We start from the raw sequence: 24,126 nt of genomic DNA, 5'->3' as shown, positions 1-24,126 counted from the left end.
ATTACTCCCCCTTGGGCAAATGAGTTAAACGAAGAATTTTCTCGTAATGGAAAAGGTTGGGGATTTCAACGGAAAAAACCAGTCCACTATGCGTTATCCATCGATAGCCGTCAAGATCAAACGTTTCTACATATCTTAGTATGGGTTTCCCTGCCTTGATGCTCAAGTCATCGGCCAATACTTTAAAATGGCGTGCCATTTCCCGATGGTCGAAAATCGGTTCATCAAGCTGTCCTTCTCTGATAATAGTTACCTTATCTTTCAGAATGTCCCATCTTTTCAGGGTGGTAATGATCCGTATAGGCAATGATACCTTCCCGAAAAAATCGTGATATGATTTGTGCTGTTCTATGGAGTCTCCCGGTTTTTCAAGACAGTTATACATCGGAGGGAAAAGCAATGTGCCCATATCGCTCTCTTCAAAAACCGTTTTCAGCTCTTCAGGAGCTATGCATAAATTATCAATGCTTGCCAATACTTCGGCCTTATTTTCGAGAAAAGTCAGGTTCTTTTCAACCTGCGGACGCATTCTGTACCATTTTTCGGCAATTTCATTCTGATTGATGATACGAATAATAGCACCGGTATTATCCGTTTCTATCAGAACCCCATCCCAAAGCATAACAGTCGAGGCCTCTGCCCTGCGGATTCCGTCCATATTGCTCTGTTCCCACCCCGATATCTCGATGCGGTAGACAAAACGGTTTTTAGCTGTGTCCGTGAGGATCTTTTTTATTTCTGACCTTACCCTGTTTTCATTGGGTAATCCGCCGAGGACAACGCGCTGCAAAGCCTCCATTCGGTAAGTCTCGATCGTTTTATACGCATCGGGATACAGTCTTTTCATCGTGTTGCTCATTTACTCAAGAGTTAATCTCTACTTTCCCTCCCGAAACATATGTTTTTTCTCCTCCGCCGACTTTTGTCTTCGAAGAACCCTTGAGCGAAGCCTCGGCAGATGCGCTTTCTATTGACACTGACCCTGTCTGTGCAAGTGTTTCGATACTCCCATCCGCAGCAGTTGTGATGATACCATCTTTCGAGATTTCAATCCTGTTCTTTCCGACTTGGATTGTTATTTTCGTTTTCCCGTCAATCAGGATATTACCTTCTGCATCAGCAGATATAACAGCCTGAGCGGGCTGTTCTTTTGTTGCTCCGACATTAATGGAGCTTTTGTTTCCGGCATTGATGGAATGGGAAATGTTTGCGTTAGTAGTAGCATTCCCTTTCCCATCAAAACGCATTTTTACACTATCGGGATCGGCCAGTAATATAGATCCATCTTCATCATTCAACTCTAAGCGATTTCCACTTCGAGTGGAAAGACTTTTGATCTTATTATCAACACCTCCTCCAATACCACTTTTCCCATGAAAGAGACTTCCCATAACGAACGGGCGGTGTGGGTCACCATACTCGAATCCTACCATCACTTGATCTCCTACCTCTGGAATAGCCACAAATCCCCTGTTGGTAGTTACTTTTTTGCTACTGCCGGCATCGGGAGTCTGTACACGCAGCCAGTTTGTGGAAAGTCCTTTGGGCTTCTGCCAGTCGAATTGTACCTTTACTCGGCCGTGATTCTTTGGGTCTTTATTATCCGAAACGATGGCCATCTCTGGGTAGGCTTTCACTTCTCTGGAGTATGCTTCCGGCACACAATCAATCAGTGCAGGTGAGGCTAAGAAACGGTTTGAATAGTTCTTACCCCCTGTGCTGACATAATGCTGGATGGCTGTTATGCGGTATTTGCCCAAAGCAGGAACATCCATTGCTTCAGGGAAGAGTATATCCACCACAGAACCCAAGGTGATACGACAAGTTTGCGTTTCTGCTTCAATATATAACATCCTGCCGACGGCATCGGCTTTACGTTCTTCGACCAAATCCTGTAAATTGAATTCCGTGTAGACGGGCGAGTTGGAGGGGATGACTCCTTTCTCAGGGAAGAGTCGATCAGCCCGATTGACTACGTCGTCGATCAATGGATTTCCACCGGGGATTTGATCATCGGCTTGGAAGCGCAGGAATTTGTCTTCTTCAGCAGCATAGTCGTAATGGGCATATTTTCGAGGTCTGGCTGATGCTCCTGTTCGTAGATTTAGTAAATCCTTGTCAAAGAAGAGTTTTTCGGAGTCTGCACTTTTCGGTGTTCCAAAAAATAGCGTCCTACCATCGTAATAGAATAGTTCTCCATAGATACGAGAGAGACGATTGAGAAACTCGAAGTTACTTTCTCTGTATTGCATGGCATAGGGTAGTATGCCTTTGTATCGCGGATTACATTCCACTTTGAAGTAGGTGTCTCTTGTCACTTCAGAGACAATGCCCGAAAGTTGTTGGTCGATGAAAGAGTTCATTGTAGGAGCTCCATCTAAACTGACTACATCGCCCCTTCCTATGATTCGCATCCTGCTGGAGCGTAGACGTACACCTCTGTCTGCAGACTCTTCCCCTGTATCAATACGAATATCCGTGACCCAACCGGAAAATTCATAGAACTGACCAGATACAATATGATCGAAGCGGATCAGTACTCGCGCACCGACCGCCCCGATCAGTTTTTCGGGAGTTTCTTTCCAGAGCTGATTGTGTGTAGGATACTCTCTGATTATTTCGAACCGGTGGCAAGAGTTCATTGTCTGATCGAGAATTAAGGATTCAAAAAGAATCTCCTCTCCGTCAAGACGTATCTTCGTTTTTACCGCATTCAAGTTCGTTCCTGCTCCCATGATAGTTTCTTTTTTTGTTCTGTTAAGTTTGGCCGAACATAACAGGAGAAGTATTATTTCTCCTGTTCATATTCGCTGTTCCAGCTGGCTTCGTCATCTCCCTTAGTCCCATCCAGCTTGATAACAAAGCTCTTGGCAGGGAAATATGGCGTGATATGGATATCCAGATAAATGCGGTCCTTTTGGTATGGATCCCTTTCTAACCGCACAATCTTTGAACGCTCTATCAGACGATCGGGCCCCTGTATATTGTCCAGGAACTTTACGATCTGACTGCGCAGATCACGCTCTGTTTTCCCACTCCAATTCTCGAAAGAGCGACGATTCAGGAAATCGAATAGCACTTTGGTGATGTAGTCGAAAACTCGAACTACCGAGTAGGTTTGTAGGCCAAGATTGTCTCCATTAAAGAGGGTCTTGGCCGAGAAGGCCATGACCTTACCGTATTCATTAACCATAGGTACCAAGCCCATGGAATCGAGCTGAGAGATTTCGCTTTTTTTCAGAGGGAATGCAACTGCATCGACTTCGTTCAGACCTCCATGTTTCTTGCCGGCCGTCACCTGAGACATGAGAGTGTAATAGACCTTTCCCGCAAGTGCAGATGCCGGAGAAACGTGCAGATCGTCTGTCTCTCCTATTTCTTTATAGGCCCCACGTCCTACCAGCCAATTGCAACACATAACTGTATTACACTTGAAAGTGTCACCTCCCGATAGATTTGAGCTAAAGAACATGTCCACAACATCGTCAGGTTTTTCGAGGTCTGCAAAATCTGTAAATAACATGACCTTGTTGTTATTTGCTATTTTGGCCCACTTCTCCACTACCTTGTTTGATCCAAGGTAGCCAGGTATGACAAGCAGGGAATAGTTGTTCCGCAAGTCTAGACGGTCATAGTTCTGTTTCAGCTCGTCGGCGACAAAATCGATAAAGCGGGAATTATCCAAATCGGTTAGCTGTTCTGGAGTAGCATTGACGATAGTTATGTTCGTGAGTTTATCCGATTCTGTATTCTTATAGAATAGCTGTACAGCACGGTATGAACGCTCCAAATCCTTGACCGCTTCCACCGCTGTTAGCTGATTTTTCGAGAGTAATTCGGATACGGTAGAGGCCTTGCCTTGGCATTCTTCCACCATTTGGGCTACATCCTTATTGCCCGAGAGGAGTTCGAGCCAAAGGTCTATCTTTTCTGCCAAATCCTTACGTTCTCCTTCTTTCTGTTCCTCAAGCAGGAACATTTTCTTACGAGCTTTGCGTTCCGGATTCAGGTTTTGGATTCCATCGATAGCTGATTCCAAAAAACTGAACCCTCCGAATCGCGACAACCCGGCCAAGGCGGTATCCAAAGATTGCTTGGAGAACTTTTCTGCGGGTTTTTCCCGGAATTCAGGCTGTAAGGATGTGGCCTGTTCTGTCTGTTGCTTCAGTTCTTTATCTGCCATTGCTTATGTAGGGGGGGTTATTGTGCGGATGATGTTTCTTGAAGTTCTTTCTTTAATTCTGATAAGGCATCGATGAGAGCTTGTCGGCTTTCCGGACTCTCCAATGCCCGCTGAAGCACCTTGTTCGAACGAAGTTGCTTCACCAATTTGCTGTAGAAATCTTTTTTGATTGACAAGTTGTTCAGGAAGCGACTTCCCGCTGTCATGTTCTTGACTTGGAAATCTGCAGTACTATTGAAGCGGAAATTTTCTTTCACAGGTTCTCCCTCAGCGTTTTCAAATTCAACATCGACGTTCGGCTGGAAAGCCGCAAAAACTTCCTCGATGGTTGTCAGTCCTTCCACTGTTTCAGGATTGATAGGATCATCCGCTGTCAATTTTTCTATCAGAAGAGTTCGATTTTCTGGAATGTCGGCAATGGCTTCCGAAGCATCTATTTTTACTTCGTTACCGCCAATTTCGTAGTTCAGTATGCCCATGGAATAGTCTGTATTATGGTTGGAATCCAGTTTCTTTTTTTTCCAAAAACGGGCGCCGGCCCGGACAAGGGAACGACACCCGTTTTGAATCCGTCTTAGGAGATCAATTGGTCGGCCAGTTCTCCTCGTACTGTGCTCCACCGATCTTGATGGTTTGTGCTGAAATGGTTATAGCCAAAGACATGGGGTTCTCACCTACGATGTCGATGCCTTCTTCGAATTCGATGATGTAAGCATTCTCGAAAGACAATTCTTTCATCTTGGCTTCCTCATCTCCTTTCTTGAAAACAATGCTACCGTTAAATGGCTTGAATTGATTCACCATGTGCTCCAAAATCGTGGTATCAGCAGTCGATTCTACACGAACACGAATACGCCCACCATAGATGTTGGATGCAGGACGCCCTTTGGAGTCTACATCGCGGCGAAGCGAATACTTGCATTCAAGAACATCGTATTCCTTTCCGCCTAAGTTGAGAGTTGATCTAAATGCCATAGCTCTACAAAATTTAGTTAGGTTAGAGTAGTTTTTAAGTGAATTTCCCACAACATGGAGCATTAAGATTATGCCTAAAGCTCCTCATACACAGGAAACAACACTGCAAGGTAAGTATTTTTATTTAACACTCAAAATTACGCTTTTCTCTCCTCTGCGAAGTATTACTCCTTATCCATTCTCTTCTCCATGGATGAAATCGGTCAGGTCGAAACCCTTTGATTGATAGAAGTCAATCAAACGATATTTATGAGATCTATGAATAATGACAGTGTGCTTAAAAACTTCTTGCTGGATTATAGCCCCAAGCCAATTCAAGACATACTGAAGGATTAGATAGGCCCCTATTAAGAGTTGGACAGGGAATCTCTTAAGAGGCATTTTATGCAGCCTTTTTACGGATTTGTTGGAGATCTTGCCTATGATTGATTCGATTATAAGCCTTGAATAATCTCCTTGTTCTTTTCCTTTGAACATATGGGTGAGAGACAGCTGTAAGATGTGCAGCCTTGTAGCCCTCTGGCTTTTGGATTACCTTTATCGGAGGTATTACAAAAGCCAAAAAAGAATACATGACAAGAGATATAGGTTTTATTCGTCTTTCATCGATATTGTCATTGCGCTATTTGCTCTTGATGATCTTTCTATTTGGAAGTACAGAGAGTGGGTACAAACTTGTTGCACAAAACAGTGAAACTTCTTCTTTGGAGGCAATAGCTGAGTTGTATCGGAAGAATCCTCGCAAACGGACCTATGCACTTCGCTATGGCCAAGCCTTGATAGAGCACAAAGAGTACCAGAGAGTTGTGACTGAGCTACGGACTGCTGCCAAACGAGAACCCGAACTTCATCGGATACTTGCTCAAGCCTATTTCCATTCTTACTTCTTCTCAGAGGCCAGACAGGAAGAGGATGCCTACATTGCATTCTTGAAGAAACAGAAGAAGCCGATAGAGGATGCGTTGCATTTTCTTGACAAAATAGATCGGGCAGCCGCTATGATGGAGCAGGTCGCCAGAGTAGAGGTGATAGATAGCTTGGTGATTCCTGCCAGAGAATTGATCAATGCTTATAGTAGATTGTCTCCTGAAGCCGGTCGGATCTTGTCTGGGGCTGATATGAATGGGACTGACCGTTACATCACAGCTCATATAGATGCTCGTAACCAAAGAGCTGTAGCCGGAGCCCGCAGAGCAGGGAGAGGAGGTACCGAATTGGTCGAATTGAGGAAAATAGGTTCTCGATGGGAAGAAGTCCGATCACAAGAAAACCTCAATAAAACAGGTACGGAAAACTACCCCGGGATGAAACAAGATGGTTCGACTCTATTTTTCTGCAGAGAGGATAATGAGCGAGGTTTGGGTGGTATGGATATATATATGACTCGGCGCAATGCTTCCGGTGAGTTGTTCCTTGATCCTACTCTTCTTGGTATGCCTTATAATTCCATTTACAATGATTATCTGCTTGTCTATGATGAAGGCCGTGGAGTAGGCTACTTTGCTTCCGACCGTTACCAACCACAAGGTTGGGTCTGTATATATACTTTCTTGCTTGATGACATAAATACTCAGCTCCCAACTGATGATTTGGACCGAAAAAGAACTCAAGCCACACTCCGATGCATTGCAGCAACGCAAGAGATCGGTACTGACTATACTGAGAAACTCAAGTCTCGTACTGTGGACACTGCCGATGCTCATGTCGAGGAAGTTAATCTCTTGGTGGAAGGTCGCAGGTACAGATATTGGACTGATTTTCGCAGCTCCAAAGGAGCCGAACTATATCGACAGATGCTTGACCGAAAAGATAAGCTTGAGCTTGTGTTGAAAGAACTGGGGCGAATGAGGTCAGTATATCGACAAAACCCTAACCGAAGGGTAGGACTGAGGGATCGTATCTATTCCTTTGAGGAGCAAGAATTATCTCTTCGACGAGAAATAGCGCAACTGAAACAGGATTGTCTTGCAGCAGAATTGTCCCGAAAAGGAGGAGAATGATGCGAAGAAATCCTATTCTGATATAAACAAAGTCAATTAACCAATAAATAGAGAATAGACCATGACAAAGAGAATTATTCCGGCATCTGAACTGATCATCAATTCGGATGGATCCGTATTTCATTTACACATCAAACCAGAACAGCTTGCTGATAAAGTCTTTCTGGTGGGGGATCCAGCTCGTGTAGATATGGTGGCCAAACGCTTTGATAGCATAGAGTGTAATGTTTCCAGTAGAGAGTTTCATACTATCACCGGGACCTACAAGGGCAAGCGCATCACAGTGCTTAGTCACGGGATAGGGACGGACAACATCGATATTGTGCTCAATGAGTTGGATGCACTGGCTAATATAGATTTCCAGACCAGAGAGGTCAAGGATTCTTTTCGCCAGCTGACGTTGGTGAGAGTAGGTACATCCGGTGGACTGCAAGACAATACAACGATTGGGACTTATGTAGCTGCAAGCAAAAGTATTGGGTTCGATGGGGTGATGTATTTCTATGGGAATACCGAGCAAATAAGAGATTTGGCTTTTGAGAAAGAGCTTCTTCGTCAGCTGGATTGGCAGCTGGATGGTCTCAAGCCTTATGTCGTATCTTCCGATGAGGGATTGGTAGACCAAATATGCCAAGACGATGTCTTGCGTGGAGTTACAATTGCTGCCAATGGTTTCTACGGACCACAGGGCCGAAAATTACGCATAGAACTGAAAGACAGCGAACTGAATAAAAAGATACAGGCATTTGATTACGATGGTAAACGTATTACCAACTTCGAGATGGAGAGCTCTTCGTTGGCAGGATTGGCTGCACTGATGGGGCACCGAGGAATGACTGTCTGCTGTATCATTGCCGGTCGTAAGAATGAGAAGATGAATACTGACTACAAGAGCAGTTTGGAAAATCTGATTGATATGGTCTTAGATCGCATTTAAGAATAAGAGAAAGTCTCGTTTCCCTTTATCAAATTATTTCCCAATAATCTAAAAAGAGGGTGTGCCATCCAAAGTGTGGCACACCCTCTTTTATTGTGCAATGGGGATTAGCTCTTGCGAACTTATTCCTTATTGTTGAAGATATAGTCTATATCGAGCTTTTCTACAGTACCGAGCTGACGCATCAGATCCAAAGGCAAGTCACTTTCTCTACCGATGAGAACAAAAGTATAATCGTTACCCTTGATTGTTTCGTTGAAGAAGGTGAGCAAGTCTTGCATCGTGATCTTTTTGACTTCCTCGTAGATCTCGCGCGCATTGTTTTGATGGATCCCTTTGCGTTTGAGCCCTTCGTAAGACCAGAATATATTGTCCTTGGTGATACGCTGAGATTCTATCTCCTGCAGTACATAATTTTTAGCTGCTTCAAAACTCTTTTCGCTCTGAGGCATATCCTGTACCAGGCCTTGCATGGCGTGGAATGCATCGGTGAGTTTGTTGGATTGTGTACCGATGAATGCGATCACGTGATTATACCCCTCCTTCTTTTTCGCACGAGAGTAGAATGCATAGGCCGAGTATGCCAAACTCTTGGCCTCACGGATCTCTTGGAAAACAATAGAAGACATGCCACCACCGAAATAAGCATTGAACATCAACGCCAAAGCCTCTTCTCTCGGATCATAGACTTTTACTCTGCGGATCATGTTGATTTGAGCTTGTACCATATCGTAGTCGGTATAGTACACTTTGCCCCCAGTCGGCTGTTCTTTGTAGATGACAGGAGTAGGATATTCTTTTTGCCCAAAGTGATGATAAGCACTGAGAGCATTCTTGGCTTCGGACAACCTGTTGCCGTAGTAGAATATACGGTGTTTGTAGTTTGTCAGATCCTTGATAATGGCTGTAAGTTCTTCCGGCTGTATAGCCATAAGCTCTTCTCGAGAGAGGATGTCTCGTCTGGCAGAAACCTCTCCAAACATGGCATAAGCAGTTGCGGCATTGAAGATCCGATTCTTGTCATTCTTTTCCTCTTTACGATCTTTCAGGGTGAGAGCAATCATTTCCTGCAGGGCTTTGCTGTCAGGCTTTACATTGGCGAGCAGTTCCTCGAATAGCTTTACTCCTTTTCCCATATTGCGGCCCAAACCGGAGAGCATCAAATAAGTGCGATCTTGACCGGTACTTACACTATAGTCGATACCAAGCTTGTAGAACTCTTGCTTTACTTCTTCTGGACTGAGTTTGTCTGTTCCCAGGAAATTTAGATAAGAGGTTGCCAACTCTACTTTCTTATCATTGCTGCTTCCCATATCGAAAATAAAGTAGAGATGGAAGAGGTCGTTATCCGGGTTTATGATATAGTCGATCTCATGACCCTTCACCGATTCCTTTTTGATTTCTTTCTGATAGTCGACAAAGAGAGGTTTGATCCGAGGAGCCTCTTCAGACAAGATCTTGGTACCGAACTCCGAAATTACGCTTCGGTCTATCTCAAGAGGAGTGATAGCCGGCTTTTCTACACGTATAAGGTCTTCGTTCTCACCCTGACGCTTCAGTATTTCCACGTAGTTATTGCCATAGTGTTTATTGGCAAAGGCTACGATGTCAGCTTTTGTTACCTTGCGCATCTCACTGATACGTGATACTCGTTCGCTCCACGGACGCTCTTGTATGAAGGAAGCGCAGAGCACCTCGGCTATGCTACCGGCATTTTTGAGGGAGGCGATTTCACTAAGCTCCAAATCATTCACTACAGCCTCCAAAAGCCAGTCGGGGAAATCCCCTTTCTTAATCCTTTCTATTTGCTCCAAAAGAAGCTCTTTTACTTGCTCGAGTGTTTGACCCTCTTTCGGAATACCATAGAAGCTGTGCAGGCTGTACTCTTTTAGGATGAGAGGAGAACATCCGGCCATAAAGACTTTTTGACCCTGATTTAGAGACAGGTCTATCAAGCCTGCCTTACCATTGGTCAGCAACATATCTATAAGGGATATGTATATATCATCTTTGCTGCCCGTGCCTCCGTCAAAACGATAGGTCAGGTATATATTTTCCGCATCCTTGCTGTATAGCTCGCGAACAACCGGCTTTTCTATCGGCTTTTCTCTGGGGAATGTTTTTTGAGGGACAGGTTTGGCTTTTTTGTTGCCGAAGTACTTGTCTACCATGGCGATAGTTTCATCGTACTCCAGATCTCCGACCAATATCACCGCATAGTTGTTTGGCACATAGTAAGTATTGAAATAGTTGTGTATGGCAACCATGGATGGAGATTTGAGGTGTTCGGAGGTGCCGATGGTTGTCTGCTGTCCATATGGGTGTGTGGGGAAGAGGGCTTCTCCCTGGGTCTTGTTGATACGTCTGTTGATATTGTCTTGACCCATGTTGAACTCTTCGTACACGGCCTCGAGTTCGGTGTGGAAAAGTCTCAGTACCAACTCTCCGAATCGTTCGCTTTCGATTTGCAACCAGCGGTCGAGTTGGTTGGAAGGGATGTTGTTTACATATACTGTTTGTTCCACCCAAGTGTAGGCATTGGTACCCGTGGCTCCCAATGAAGTGGTAAGACGATCGTACTCGTTGGCTGCTACATATTGAGCTGCGATTTGTGAGATAGAGTCAATCTGGCGGTAGAGATGCTTGCGCTTTTCCGGGTCTTTTGTGGCCTTGTGTGCCTCATAGAGGTCTGAAATTTTGGCCAGCTCTACTTTTTCTTTTTCCCAGTTCAGAGCTCCCATTTTGGAAGTACCCTTAAACATCATGTGTTCCAGATAGTGGGCCAAGCCAGTATTGTCGCTCGGGTCGTTGTTAGATCCGGTGCGCACAGGAATGAGAGTTTGGATCCGAGGGGATTCGGTATTCCTGCTCAAGTAAACTTTCAGCCCATTTTTCAAGGTGTACATTCGAGAGTGGGTAGGGTCTCCCTGCACCTCCTCGTAAATGTAGCCCCGGGCATCTGTCTTTTTCACAGTTTTGAATTGCTGTGCTTGAGCCAGTACCGAGACAGAGAACAGGCAAACTGCGATAAGCAGAATTTGTTTGATCTTCATACGGCGATTCTTTTTGATTGATACATGAAATAATTGCTATCACAAAGGTAAGCAAGCTTAAAGGAATTGGAATTTTTGTGGCTTACATACCGGCTTGTATTCCTCCTTTGTTTTGATTGTCTTTGCCTATTCCCAAATCATCATTCACTATGCTTCGGGTAGTCTTTTTCACTTGAGAGGAAAGGCTGCCAAATCGATAAGAGATATTGAAGTGTATGTAACGATTAACATTATAGTTTTCGGAGATCAATTTCATATCCTTTGTATCTGTGATGGATTCGAAAAGCGACTCTTTTGTCCATGGATTGGATATTCCTAAAGAAACATTGAGTCGCCCCAATAGGAAGGTTTTGGTGATAGAAATAGCATCGTAGAACATCGTTTTCGATACGGATTGCAAACTTCTACCCGCGTTATACAGTCCAAAGTAGTAGCTGGCACTCCAATCTTTGGGCATCATGATTTGAGTGTAGAGAGAGCCGTTATAAGACCAATCCGAGGCTTTCAGATCGAGTTGTTTGGCATCCCAAGTCGTATAGGCCGCTGAGGCATCAAGGGAGAAGCGAATAAAAGTGAAGGGCATAAAGAATAGATAAGAAGAAAAGCTGGGCCCATAGGATCGTCCAAAATTCCCATAAGATTTCAATAGCACTCCGGGTAGATGAGGATGAGGAGCATACCTCTCCTCTATTATATTCTCCGTATAGAGATAACTTGCCGAAAGCATCGCCGTGATCACAGGATGTGTGTAGGAATAAGACAATGTCCCTGTATGATTACGGGCTGGGTCGAGATTTGGATTGCCCTGCTCGTGTACGTAGGCTGTCTCCTTTACGTAGGGATTGAGCTGTGTAATATGAGGGCGTTTGATGTGGAAGTTGTAAGCCAACTTGATTTGTTGGCTATCCGAGGGCTTATAGTCGAAGTTGACTTCCGGTATCCAGTCAAAGAAATTGTCCTTGTAGTTGGCTTGAGGTAGATCTTTGTATTCGATGTGCAGTTGACCTCCCTCCAGTCTGGCTCCGGCTTTTGCCGACCAACGATCTCTTTTGTAGGTATAGGCTGCATATCCTGCCCAGATGTTGTAGTAGTGGAGAAAATCTGTGAAGTTCATTTCTTCTCCGGGTTTGGGCATCAAGGGACGCCATTCTCCGGCAGCTTGGTCGAAATACTTATGTGTGGGGTTGGAGAAGGCATAGCGGTGTATGAATTTTGCACCTACTTCTACCATATGTCTCGACAAGAATGGACGTACATAGTCTATCTGTGCCGTATGTTCCCATAGCCCTGCATCCGTATTGCCCTTTTTTATGGAGTCGAGACCACTCGCAGATTGTTTGTAAAATGTGTTTCGAGAGAAAGAGGACCTTGGGCTGTAGGATGCTCGATAGCTCAGTGTAAGTAATTCGTTGGGGATAAGTGTACTGTGTTGGTAGTCCAATCCGGCTTGTATGTTCCCTCCGGAACTCTCATCTCTATTTTGGAATTTGTATTCTTTTAGCAAATTCTCCTTGTGTAAGAATCTGTTTTCCCCATTGGTAGTGAAAGTCGTTTTGTTTGGGCGAAGAGCCAAATTTGCAGTCAGTAGGTTCAGAGAGTCCAGCTCGAAAGACAACAGTGCATTGCCATATACAGAGGAGAATACAATATCATCTGTCCGATAGCGTATTTCATTGCGTGTATCATTTCGTTTGTTGATCTGACTAAGATTGTTCCTTGATTCGGCAGTCCCTTTGTTCAGTGTAAAATTGCTTGACAGACCCCATTTCCCCTTTTTCATGGCCAAGTATACTGTGGCGGCTCCGAAAGCAGGGTAGCCGGTGTAAGCCGAAACCGAACCCATCAGGCCGTCACCGGTAGCCTCGTCAGTTACAATGTTGATAATAGCATTGATCCCTTCCGCCTCATATTTTACTCCCGGCTCCGTTATGACCTCTACTTTTCTGATCGTAGCAGCAGGTATAGAGCGTAATATATTTTTAGGATCCTGATCGAACATGGGAGAAGGCTTGCCATTGAAGAAGATCCGGAAGTTACTTGACCCTTTGACTTGAATATTCCCTTGGCCATCCACCGTTACCAGAGGTACCTTGCGCAGCATATCAAGTAAACTCTTTGTCGGAGCTTCCCTGTCTTCTTTCATTGCATAAGACAGTCGGTCGATCTCCATTTTCACCAAAGGGCGCGCACTCACCACCTGCAACTCATTTAATTGGGTAGACTCGTCATCGGTCATGAACAGCTTCCCCAATTTGATCTCTTTTTCGCCCTCTTTGGGGCTGATATTTATCGGGTTGAATTTCTTTCCTACATAGGAGCATTCTATTTTGTAGTTTGTCGCATAGGGTAGGGCGATGCGGAAGTATCCCTCATTGTCCGCCACCTGCCCGTATTGTTCCTCGATCTCTCCGATACGAATAGAAATGGCCACGGTGGCAAAAGCAATTGGCTTTTGATCCAAACTATCTGTAATTGTACCACTAATACGGACTTGAGAGTTGTCCGTACTCTGAGCAAACGAAACTGTACTGTGTGACAGGATGAGAGCCGTCAGAACACAGATTAGGTAGTAAATCTTCTTCATAAGAAAAACGAATTTATTAGCATCGCACTATGCGTTTGATATTCTGTTGGTTGAGAACCTATTAAACCCTTTCATTCTAAGTTGTATACCCACTGTGTTATTTATGGGATACAGCAAAGGTAGAGATGTTTATCAAAAAAGCAATAGGCGAGGGAAAAATAGTAAGTAGAGCATTGAACAAGCTCTCTAAAGGCTATTTTAACGGTTTTTTGTCCGAACTTAGTGGGGTGTAGTAACCGTAAAATGTTGATACATAGAACGAAAGAAGTGTATTTGGGGTGCATGGACAAACCTAAATGTCGATAATAATGCAATGGGTATTGCTCCATGCAATGGTTTCAAAGGGAGCATATCATCCTTTGTCCTTCCATTGACTGAATTGTTGTGCTTTTGTAAATTTTCATCTCTGTTCTAAGTGAGAAAAATAGACGAAAAAGGACCCAAATATCTGGAGCAGATTTCCTCCCCTCGAGGCGTTTCTAATCTGCTTTCCAGAATGCCCTATTCATCGGCATTCTGAGAGGGTCGAATTTCTCTCCTGAGAGAATTTTTGCTAACACAGGAGAGAATAAAATTTTTCTCAGGAGAGAATTTTTGTTCTCTCCCGTGTTATAGAAAAATAGAATCTGAGGGAATCAGAAATGGGATAAAAAACATGGCAAAAGGAGTCTCATTTTGAGCCTAAAAAGGTCATTGTAAGAGAAATGAAATGAAGCAAAAATAAACAAATAAACATATTCTTGAGTGATGTTTATATCCGATATTTGATTAGAGAAGATCCTCCATTTATTTCAAGGAGATACCTGCTCTGGTCAAAAATCGACTCAAATTTGATGGTGGAGTAAATGACGGCATCAGTAAACGAAGTCAGGTGCTGTGCTACACATTCTACATCCTTTGCTTTCATTTTGTACAGATTTCTGAGTTAAATATATTTCATATTGTTTGTGTCTGCATTGTTTTGTAAAATATTGGAGAATAGAGTTTTTTGTATGTTTGTACGGAATACTTCAGCAAGATGGCTAAGAAGATAAAAGCAATAAAATGCCCACAATGTGGCAGTACAAAGGCGAAAGAGCTGCGTGAGGATTATTATCGCTGCGAGAGTTGTCGTGCGGAGTTTTTTATTGACTCCGATGATATTGTCATCCACCATAAATATGAGCATCCTCTAAGTGGTCCTTTGAATTCTCTGGATGATGTAAAGCTCAGAAAGAGAATTATTTTTTTCGCATTGATTGTCATGCTAATGGTCGTTTCTGTTTTCGTCTTTTCACCTGGTTTTTGGGGATCCTACTCTCATTCTTCCTTTAGATCTGAAAAGATTGGTCCATTCTGGAGCCTTGTCGAAGGATTTGGCGGGTTTGCTAATGATCAAGGGGAAGGAATGATTTTGCTTGTCGCCGATAGGACCTCAGAGGGAGAACGTCAGCCGAGCTTTGGTATTTATCGGGCTGATAACAAGAAGGAAATCCTGATTCGTCCGATAAAGGGGTTGGAAAAAGAAGATTTGTCTGATGCCGAGATTGTATCATTTGAAAACGGAGATGTTTATGCCATCATAAACGAAAGCAGGCTTTTCAAGTTGAATCTCTCTACGTACGAGCTCGAAGAGATTATTTTTGAAAAACTGAATCTGCCCGAACTGGCTGTGGGTGTCCATGAAATCAACTTTTATGATAGATATGGTGATGCTTTGCATGTGTTAAATAATTTGGGCAAGAGGTTCTGTTATTATCCTCTTATCAATCAGGTTTACCCAACAGACAACATTGGCGATGTATTCAGACAGGTGCCTCCTGATGCAAAGAAACGACTGGGATTTCGATTCTCGACGGCTTCCAGAGAGTATCCGGATGAGAGGATACAATTGCTCAAATATTACTATTGGCATCGCATGGGGTATCCATTCGAAAAGCCCTGCTTTGAATGGAAAAAGCTATACAATTACAACAAGACTACCTTTACAACCTATCAGAAAGGGCTTTTGAGCGATTATGGGGAAAAGAAAGCTCGATTGATTTCATATCAGGATTTTACTCCGGATCGGCATTATTTATGGGGACGGGTCATGGCCTGTAATGATGATCATGTGCTGATCTCATTCAGAACGGTTCTTTCGGGAGACCCTATTGTGCAGTTGCTCGACAGCAAAACAGCAGAGGTTTTGTGGACAATACCGTCCAATATACCCTATTGGGAATATGGCCATTTTGTCGAAGTGAAAGACGGTTTCCTCTTTACATCCCATAAGGAGTCGTGGCTGGTCAATACAAAAAATAAAACGTGCAAATATTTCAAATGGGATTTTGATCAGATTTAGCACAAAAGTGAATACCATAAGAACTGAGAAGTAGCTATGAGTCTTTTGAACATCTTCAACAATCAACTTTCCAAAGTCATCCAATGGGCAGGAGAGCCCGGAATACTTTGGTATAAATTCCCGCACAAACGCGACGAGATTATAAATGCGAGTAAACTGATTGTTGCTCCCGGGCAAGGTTGTGTCTTGGTGTATGAGGGACAGATTGCCGATATAATCGAGGAAGATGGTATTTTCAACCTCGAAACGGATAACCACCCCTTTATTACAACCCTGTCAAAACTTAGACAGAACTTTGAGAGTGAGCATAAGTTAGCGATCTATTTCTACCGCCGGGCTCAAGTACTTAATCAGTCTTGGGGCACTGCTTCTCCGATCAAGTTTGTTGATAGAGAGTATAAGATCCCTGTGGAATTGGGCTTAAATGGCAATTTCTCATATCGAATATCCAATCCCAAGTTCTTTTTCACGGAAATTATCGGTACTCGAGACGGAGTCCCGACGGAGGAGATTAGTGAGACTATCACAGAGCGTATCTTGCAACTTATCGCAAGTGTCATTCACGAGAAGAAGTATTCATTCATAGAGATTGATGGGCACATCCATGATATGTCTCTTGAGGTTGCAGCAAAAATCAATGAGGAATATACGCAGCTTGGATTGCAACTCACCGATTTTCGAGTTGAGGGTACACAGTTCGATGAGCAAACACAGGAGCGGATCAGTCGGGTAGCAGATGTCTCTGCCGATGTCAAAGCAGCCGAACAGGCTGGGTTGAGCTATGTGGAGCTGGAGAAGTTGCGTGCTTTGCGTGATGCCGCTCGGAATGAAGGCGGTTTGGCCGGAGCTGGATTGCAATTGGGTGTTGGGATGGAGATAGGGAAGAAGTTTAATGAACAGACCGATAGCCACTTATCTGCGCCTAACACTACAACAGACGAAAAACTGCGAAAACTCAAACTCTTGTTGGATGAGGATATTATCTCGCAGGCAGACTATGAGGCCAAGAAGCAGGAGATATTGAGCAAATGGTAGTGTTGTAATAAATCAATTGTTGAGCAATGAGATATGTTGTTGGAACGATTGTGACGGTGCTGATTTTCTGTGCCGCTGCTTATTTTACGTTGGATCTTTGGGGAATTGAGAGTCCTATCACATTGGAGCAACTTCAAAAAGGATTCAAAACGGCTATAGTTGTAGGAGGAGCTTCTCTGCTATGGCTGATCATTGTTTCTTTTTTCTTCAAGAATAATGCAAAAGGCTACGACCGGACCAAGGGCAGGGTAGCAAAACGCAAAAAGGAGTAGATAAGATTAGTTTCCTCTGCTATACAAAGCTTTCTCTCAGGGTAGAGGAATATGTCTGCCAAGAGAAATTATTGCTATCTTTGCGACGCTTTGGTCAAGCTCAAAGTGAGGTTGGGTAGCTCAGCTGGATAGAGCAACTGCCTTCTAAGCAGTCGGTCCCGGGTTCGAATCCCGGCCCAATCACACGAATTAGGTTATCCCGAGACTCGTTCCAAAGAGCGACTCTCGGGATATTTCTTTTTCTGAAAAGAGGGGACTTTTATACGAGTTCCAAAATGGCAATTATAACCTGCCGTTTTACCGACTCTTCAGAATGCGCTAATCTCGAAAGCTTTGAGACTGAGGGTACAAGGGAAATGTCCTTGTCTTTATAGCTGGCCCGAATGTCGATAATAGTGTAGCGAGTACTGTGTTATGCAACAGACTCAAGAGACTTTCTTATGAACGAATGTAGGAAAGGGAGACCGAAGCGGACTTTACATCTCCTCCGAATGGAGGGTTTTGTTTGGCAATCGTTATACAAGCTGATTCTACATTGGGGTATTCTTCTGCAATGCATCTGAGGATACGTCCTGCTACATGTTCGAGGAGTAGTGAGGGAATATCCATTTCTCTTTTTACAAGCATATAAATGTCAGCATAGCTGATAGTGTCTTCTATATTGTCTGAAAAGGAAGCCTTCGTAAGGTCTGTTTCTAAGTTTAGATCCAGAATGAAGGTGTTTCCGACTTCTCGCTCTTGTGGTAATACACCGTGGTAGGCATAAAACTTCATTTCATGCAGCCGAATGGATCCTTTGACTTCAATTTTGTTCATGTCCCGGTTTATTTCTTTTGAATATATGGTTCTATATGTATCATGATATGTGTATCGCTTCCATATTTGTCTCTCAAGGCAAATTCTATCTGGTCCGATATCTTATGTGCCTGCAGTACCGTCAATTCTGCTCCAACTTGTATGTCGCATTCTATAGCCCAGCAGTTTCCCAGATCTCTGGTGTGCAGGTTGCAGACATTTTGTACTCCGGGAGTCGTCCGGATGAGATCTACGATGTCTCTACGTATATTTTCAGGCAGACTGGCTTCTACCAGACCGTTGAGAGCTGGCCGTAGTAAACTTGTGCCCACTCTGATTATAAAGAAACTGACAACTATGGCTGCCATTGGCTCTAACACTGTCCATTGAGGACCCAAGATGATAGCACCCCCTATACCGATGAGTGTGGCGATAGAGCTGTATGCATCAGACCTGTGGTGCCAGGCATTGGCTTCTACCGAGCCGGATTTTACCTGATGGGCCACTCTCAGGGTCACATGGAATAGAATCTCCTTGATGAGGATACTCACCACGGCCATCCACAAAGCAATCTGTCCCGGCACGGCAATGGGTTTTCCCTCTACATAGTATTCGTAGATCATCCTGCCTCCATTGATCATTAGCATGGTTCCGACAAGAAGTAGCACCAATGCAATAATACTGGTAGCCATGAGTTCGAACTTCCCATGTCCATAGGCATGATTGTGATCTTTGGGTTTTCCGGCAATGCGAACAAAAAACAAGACAACCAGATCCGTTACAAAATCAGAAAGAGAGTGTACAGCATCGGCAATCATGGCTGCCGAATTGCCTAATGTCCCGGCCAAAAATTTGAGTCCAATCAATAGTGCATTGGCAACTGTTCCCACTGCCGTGATTTGAAATATCCGAGCCGAACGCTTCCTTGCTCCAAGAGGACTATCAGAGGCGGACGGGGGGATTTTTTGCAGACTCATAACTCAGGATACATTAAGGCTACCAATGCGGACACGGTGAATAGTTACAATTGAAACACAGAGCCGATACGGCTTGAATCCTATTAAGCATTCTCTTTTGTGGAAATTTCTGTTTGGTCTTTGTTCGCTGCATGGTGGATGGTAAGCTGAGGGAAAGGGAAGCTGATGCCCAAACGGTTGAACTCTGCATAAACCCGTCTGTTGAAATCCCAATTGACATCCCAATAATTTTCCGGTTTGCTGTATGCACGAACCAATACTTTTACGGAGCTGTCTCCCAACTCATGTAGGACCACGTAGGGAGCAGGATCCTCCAGTATTCTCTCATCCGAAGCGATAAGCCGGCCTATGATCTCTTTTACTTTTTCAAAATCTTGATTGTATTCTATTCCGATCGTCCAAGAGTTTCGCAGGAAAGTTTCCTTGCTTACATTGGTTACTTCATTGGATGCCAACTTGCCATTGGGTATGTATACCATCCGGTTTTCAAACGTACGTATCACTGTGTGGAAGATCCCTACAGCTTCTACTTTACCTTCAAAGTCTGCTGCCGTAATGATATGGTCGTTTACCTGAAACGGCTTGCTCAACAGGATGATTAGCCCTCCTGCCAGATTTTGCAACTGACCACTCAAGCCCATCCCTATGGCCACACCAGCCGAGGCCAGTAATGCCGCGAAACTAACAGACTGCACTCCCAAGATAGAAGCAGTCAGTACGATCAGGAAAATAAATAGAGAGATAGATGCAAACGAATGGACGAATGTAATTACAGCTTTGTCGATGTGACGTTTCCTTAGTATATGATCCAACCACTTGACCAACAAAGAAGCCAGCAGCCTGCCAAGGTAGAATACAATCAGAGCGATTACTACCTTAATCCCGAAATTCATTAGCTTTTGCAACCATCCGGAGAGTAGTTGTTCGTAGTCTATGTTTTTCAAGTCTTGCAGGGAGTGTTGCTGTGCAATGGAATCCAGACCGGATATGCTGGATAGGAAGGACAAAGCTTGGGGCATATTTTGTGTACTTTTGCTAAGTGATACCGAAGACAAATATACTAAAAACGCTCTGTTTTACGACCTTGTTACTTGCCTTATGTGGCTTGATGGGAGGCCGACTTCATGCGCAAGAATATTCTACCGAGATTGTGGCAGATAGCTTGACTCGGCTCGTCCAAGCTCAATCGGAAGCAATTGATCGGGGAGATTATCCCGAGGCCGAAAAACTACTCCGTCAGGCTCTACCTCTTATTCGAGACAAGAACGCCAGGGCTATGCTGCTTACCAATTTAGGGACTGTTTACCAACGTCTGGCCCAACTTGATCAAGCTCTTCTATCCTATTCCGCAGCCTTAGCTCTGAATGAAGATTTGGCTTCTACTCGAGACAGCAGAGCTATGATCTATGCTGCTACTGGTAAGATGCAGCAGGCTGTGTTGGACTACAGCTATCTCTGCCAACTTTACCCTCTGAACGAGATATATCGCTATAAGCGAGCTATGGTCTATGTCAGCATGAAGAGATATGCGGAGGCCGAGGCAGACTTGTGTAGTATATTGGAGCATAATACCGGTTCACTCAAAGCATCCGAAGGGTTAGCTTTGGTATACACGCTCACAGGGCAATACGACAGAGCCGAGCGACTATATAATGATTTGATAGAGAAATTGCCCGGGCAGAGTCTTGGATACGAAGGCAGGGCAAGGCTTTTTCTTCTTAGTGGGAAACCCGGCTTTGCTCTCAGGGATATAGATAAAGCCTTTGAGTGTACTGATCAGCCTTCGGCAGCCCTTTATCGTTTGCGAGCCGACATATGCCAAATAATAGGGGATGAAAAGGCAGCCCATGCAGACCGAAGTATGGCAGAGCGGATGACCTCTGCGCAAATTCGGGGAGACCGATAGATATGGAACAGGAAAAATCCTTACTTCGCTTTATTGCACAAGAAGTCTTGCTGGAGCATGATATCAAAGACCTCTATAAGCTCTCTTTTATTTTCCCATCCCGGCGAGCAGGAGTATTCTTTCTTCGTGAGTTGAGTTTACTTGTCGAGGACAGGCCTTTTTTCGCTCCACGTATAGAGACGGTAGATAGTTTTATTTCTCAGCAATCAGCCTTTCAGGCAACGGATTCTTTGTCTTTGCTCTTTGAGTTGTATCTGGCTTACTCCGAGTTGTTGCAAGACCAGGCTCAATCTTTTGCCGACTTTGCCTATTGGGGGCAGATGATACTCAAAGACTTTGATGATATAGACCGCTCTCTTATTGATGCCGAGGAGATATTCTCCAATGTCGCAGATCTAAAGGAACTCGGAGCAGACCACAGTTATTTGAGTAGTACACAGGTAGATGCTATACGGAGTTTTTGGAAGGATTTTGAGCCCTATGACAAAGACAGTGAGAAGCATGGGCGAAGTGAGTTCCTTTCTTTTTATCGTTCGTTAGCCCCTCTCTACCGGCTTTTTCGGCAAAGATTGCAGGAGCGAGGACAAGCCTACAAGGGGATGATATATAGAGAAGTTTCCGAGCTGGAAGACTTTGCTATACGCCTCTCCAATAGTTCGCAATACTATATCTGTGGCCTTTTTTACTTGTCGCCTTCTGAGATGAGGATTTTCCGGAGGATGCAGAAAAGCGGAAAGCTTACATTCTTTTGGGATCAAAGTGGAGAGGTTGCTCAAGACATGGGGCAAGAAGCCTACGAAATACTGAGAATCAATAAGGAGAAACTGGGAGGAATAGTGTATAGAGGAAATCCTAAGCGTAAGCCTCATATCACTGTCTTAAGTGTACCTTCCTTCAATGCTCAAGCCAAAGCTCTTCCGCAACTGCTGGAGATTGCCGGGATAAACCCTCAAGAGGAACCCGATGCTGTCATTGTCCCAATGGAGGAACGACTATTGACCCCTCTTTTTGCTGCTGTGCCGGAGAGTTTCGATAGATTGAATGTAACGATGGGCTATCCCCTGTCTCTTACCTCAGCTTCCACCTGTCTGATGCTTTGGTGCGACTTGCAGGCCTATCTGTATCAATCCGGTGTCAATTCTTCAAGAGAAACGATATGGCCATACGACAAACTCGTCAATTTGCTTTCCAACCCTCTGATCATCAATGAACCGAGTATCAAGGATAGTGGTATTGCCAAAAAGATAGGTGAATCTCGACTATACTATATTGGTTCCGATTTTATTCCCTCGGATATTCCTTTTCTGAACCTTTTGTTGCATCCAGTCAGTTCTACTGGAGATTTTCTGGAGAGAGCAATTGCTTTGCTTGATCATAGTTTGAGTTCTCTTCTTTTTTCGAGGGAGGAAGATGCAGGTATGCATAAAGCTGAAAGTATCGAGGCTGAATACCTCATTACTCTCAAGCGGATTGTGATTAACCTGCAAAACTTGTGTTTAAGGATTGGGGATACGATTGATCTGCATACGGCTATCGATTTGCTTTCCGGGCAAATTCGTGAGACAACCTTCTCTTTTGAGGGAGAACCTCTTGTGGGGCTGCAAGTGATGGGGCAATTGGAAACCCGTTGTCTGGCGTTCGACAAGCAAATCATTCTTGGAGCAACAGACAACAACTTGCCCGGTAGCTCCATTGCCTCCACTCTGATTCCCTATACTATCAGGCGAGGCTATGGTCTTCCTCATGGTAACGTGGAGCAGGCAACCTTTTCCTACCACTTTTTCCGCCTTATAGCTACAGCCAAAGAAGTCCTTCTTGTCTATGACTCTCGCAGTGCGGGAGGGAAGGCCGCAGGAGAAGAAAGCCGGTATATCAAACAACTATCCTATATATACGACTATCCGATACGTCGCATCAACTTGGATATTCCTGGAGATCTGCCGACTACGCGACCCATCGTTGTTGAGAAAGACAGCCGTGTGCAAAGTTTGTTGTCCGAATACTTCAGCTCCACAGCAGAGCAATGCCAGTCCGAAGGCAGGCTCCCGGCTCTCTCACCCAGTCGTATATCGCAGTATTTGCTCTGTCCACTGAGTTTTTATTTCGAGGTGGTGGAGCAAATTCGGCTGCATGATGAGCCGAACAAGACAATCGAGCCAAACGACTTCGGGAGCATATTGCATCTTTCGATGGAGAGGATATACGATCACCTTACTTCCGATCGGATGAAAAGCCCGGATCCTCAGCTGCATCCGATAAAGGCCTCAGCAATAGAATATTTGCTTGACAAAAGGAACACAGATACGTCCGTGATGCATTTTGTAGAAGAAGCACATGCAGAGTATTATAATACACAAGTCTCCAAGTTGAGGGGAATGTCTGTTGTAACGGTAGATCTCATATCGCAATATGTCCGTAGTATTCTGCAGCATGATATACAACTCATAGAGCAGGCTGCGGAAAAACAGCTCTACTACATAGGATCGGAAAAGAAAGTTACAGGGCAAGTGCCTATTGAATTGAAAGGGGATTGGGAAGGTGGAGTAGGAAAAACGGTCCATATACGTATCAAGGGAACGATTGATAGGCTGGACATGATAGACGGTACGATACGAGTGGTAGACTATAAGAGTGGACCGGTCGAACTTACAGCCAAGGCCGACGATCTCTATTACACAGTAGACCCCAAGAAGGGGTATGAGCAAAAAGCTATCGACCAGACATTGTTTTATTCAGAATTGCTGACCCAAAATCCCTCTTTGTTTCCGGGGTTGGTAGATTACCCGATCTGGCCGACTCTCTATCATGTGCAATCCATAGGAAAAAAGGAGAAGGACGAAAAGGCGGATGGTATATTGAGGATAAGGCAGTGCAGCAGTGCAGAGCTAAAGGACAAAAAAATAAAGGCCCAAGCCGAACTCCTGCCAATCAATAACTACGTCCAACAAGTAGCTGTCAAGTACAGGCCGGCCTTGTGTAGGTGCTTGGAAGAAATTTTTGATGCCGACAGCCCGTTTGTACAAAGAACGGAGGCGGATTTTATATGTGCCTATTGCCCTTTCAATTCCATTTGTGGGCGGTGAAAA

Annotated in this window: 18 protein-coding genes and 1 tRNA gene; 8 read left to right on the top strand and 11 right to left on the bottom strand. The window is 44.3% G+C overall.

Features of this window, described 5'->3' with window-relative positions; translation table 11 throughout:
• Position 1 precedes the first annotated feature (1 nt).
• The 6 genes from DQN70_RS08120 to DQN70_RS08095 form a co-directional block, all read right to left on the bottom strand.
• A complete protein-coding gene (locus DQN70_RS08120; RefSeq protein ID WP_023936959.1) occupies positions 2-847 on the bottom strand; it encodes a hypothetical protein in 846 nt (281 codons plus the stop codon).
• A gap of 16 nt (positions 848-863) precedes the next feature.
• Complete coding sequence (locus DQN70_RS08115) at positions 864-2,735, bottom strand: phage baseplate assembly protein V (protein WP_023940826.1); 1,872 nt, start codon at positions 2,733-2,735, stop codon at positions 864-866.
• 53 nt (positions 2,736-2,788) lie between these two features.
• Positions 2,789-4,183, bottom strand: coding sequence for a DUF5458 family protein (locus DQN70_RS08110; RefSeq protein ID WP_023940825.1), 1,395 nt, complete (start codon positions 4,181-4,183; stop codon positions 2,789-2,791).
• 17 nt (positions 4,184-4,200) lie between these two features.
• On the bottom strand, positions 4,201-4,662 hold the full coding sequence (locus tag DQN70_RS08105; protein ID WP_023936964.1) for a hypothetical protein: 462 nt from the start codon (positions 4,660-4,662) through the stop codon (positions 4,201-4,203).
• Between the two features lie 103 nt (positions 4,663-4,765).
• The gene (gene tssD / locus DQN70_RS08100; RefSeq protein ID WP_023936966.1) at positions 4,766-5,158 is read right to left on the bottom strand and encodes a type VI secretion system tube protein TssD; all 393 of its coding nucleotides are present in this window, start codon (positions 5,156-5,158) and stop codon (positions 4,766-4,768) included.
• A 171-nt stretch (positions 5,159-5,329) separates the two neighbouring features.
• Entirely contained in the window at positions 5,330-5,539 is a 210-nt protein-coding gene (locus DQN70_RS08095) for a hypothetical protein (RefSeq protein WP_111759361.1), read from the bottom strand.
• A gap of 191 nt (positions 5,540-5,730) precedes the next feature.
• Here DQN70_RS08095 and DQN70_RS08085 point away from each other — a divergent pair, with 191 nt between their 5' ends.
• On the top strand, positions 5,731-7,158 hold the full coding sequence (locus DQN70_RS08085) for a hypothetical protein (RefSeq protein WP_023940818.1): 1,428 nt from the start codon (positions 5,731-5,733) through the stop codon (positions 7,156-7,158).
• A gap of 61 nt (positions 7,159-7,219) precedes the next feature.
• Positions 7,220-8,095, top strand: a complete 876-nt coding sequence (locus tag DQN70_RS08080) for a nucleoside phosphorylase (protein WP_023936972.1) — start codon at positions 7,220-7,222, stop codon at positions 8,093-8,095.
• Between the two features lie 122 nt (positions 8,096-8,217).
• Here the strand turns inward: DQN70_RS08080 and DQN70_RS08075 are convergent, their stop codons facing one another.
• Both DQN70_RS08075 and DQN70_RS08070 read right to left on the bottom strand, forming a co-directional pair.
• Positions 8,218-11,148 carry a M16 family metallopeptidase gene (locus DQN70_RS08075; protein WP_023936974.1) on the bottom strand — a complete coding sequence of 977 codons (2,931 nt, stop codon included), beginning with the start codon at positions 11,146-11,148 and terminating at the stop codon, positions 8,218-8,220.
• Positions 11,149-11,230: 82 nt separating this feature from the next.
• A complete protein-coding gene (locus tag DQN70_RS08070) occupies positions 11,231-13,732 on the bottom strand; it encodes an outer membrane beta-barrel family protein (RefSeq protein WP_023940815.1) in 2,502 nt (833 codons plus the stop codon).
• Positions 13,733-14,750: 1,018 nt separating this feature from the next.
• Between DQN70_RS08070 and DQN70_RS08065 the strand changes: the two genes are divergently transcribed.
• The 4 genes from DQN70_RS08065 to DQN70_RS08050 all read left to right on the top strand — a co-directional run bounded on the left by DQN70_RS08065 (position 14,751) and on the right by DQN70_RS08050 (position 17,545).
• Positions 14,751-16,055, top strand: a complete 1,305-nt coding sequence (locus tag DQN70_RS08065; RefSeq protein WP_042120207.1) for a hypothetical protein — start codon at positions 14,751-14,753, stop codon at positions 16,053-16,055.
• A 36-nt stretch (positions 16,056-16,091) separates the two neighbouring features.
• Positions 16,092-17,090, top strand: a complete 999-nt coding sequence (locus DQN70_RS08060) for an SPFH domain-containing protein (protein ID WP_023936981.1) — start codon at positions 16,092-16,094, stop codon at positions 17,088-17,090.
• 26 nt (positions 17,091-17,116) lie between these two features.
• Positions 17,117-17,362, top strand: coding sequence for a hypothetical protein (locus DQN70_RS08055; RefSeq protein ID WP_023940813.1), 246 nt, complete (start codon positions 17,117-17,119; stop codon positions 17,360-17,362).
• A 109-nt stretch (positions 17,363-17,471) separates the two neighbouring features.
• Positions 17,472-17,545, top strand: a tRNA-Arg gene (locus DQN70_RS08050).
• A 255-nt stretch (positions 17,546-17,800) separates the two neighbouring features.
• Here DQN70_RS08050 and folB read toward each other — a convergent pair.
• The 3 genes from folB to DQN70_RS08035 all read right to left on the bottom strand — a co-directional run bounded on the left by folB (position 17,801) and on the right by DQN70_RS08035 (position 20,153).
• Positions 17,801-18,178 (bottom strand): dihydroneopterin aldolase, encoded by a 378-nt coding sequence (folB, locus tag DQN70_RS08045; protein WP_023936983.1) that lies wholly within the window; start codon positions 18,176-18,178, stop codon positions 17,801-17,803.
• A gap of 8 nt (positions 18,179-18,186) precedes the next feature.
• Entirely contained in the window at positions 18,187-19,134 is a 948-nt protein-coding gene (locus DQN70_RS08040) for a cation diffusion facilitator family transporter (RefSeq protein ID WP_023936984.1), read from the bottom strand.
• An 83-nt stretch (positions 19,135-19,217) separates the two neighbouring features.
• Positions 19,218-20,153 (bottom strand): mechanosensitive ion channel family protein, encoded by a 936-nt coding sequence (locus DQN70_RS08035; protein ID WP_023936985.1) that lies wholly within the window; start codon positions 20,151-20,153, stop codon positions 19,218-19,220.
• A 20-nt stretch (positions 20,154-20,173) separates the two neighbouring features.
• On the opposite strand from DQN70_RS08035, the gene DQN70_RS08030 reads away from it, so the two are divergent.
• Together DQN70_RS08030 and DQN70_RS08025 are read left to right on the top strand one after the other, a co-directional pair.
• Positions 20,174-21,040 (top strand): tetratricopeptide repeat protein, encoded by an 867-nt coding sequence (locus tag DQN70_RS08030; protein WP_143742824.1) that lies wholly within the window; start codon positions 20,174-20,176, stop codon positions 21,038-21,040.
• Between the two features lie 2 nt (positions 21,041-21,042).
• A complete protein-coding gene (locus DQN70_RS08025; protein WP_023940810.1) occupies positions 21,043-24,123 on the top strand; it encodes a PD-(D/E)XK nuclease family protein in 3,081 nt (1,026 codons plus the stop codon).
• Positions 24,124-24,126 lie beyond the last annotated feature (3 nt).

This window comes from Porphyromonas crevioricanis, from assembly GCF_900476255.1.
Lineage (GTDB): Bacteria > Bacteroidota > Bacteroidia > Bacteroidales > Porphyromonadaceae > Porphyromonas > Porphyromonas crevioricanis.
Note: the sequence above shows the minus strand (reverse complement) of the source record. Positions and strands in the feature narration are given on the sequence as shown.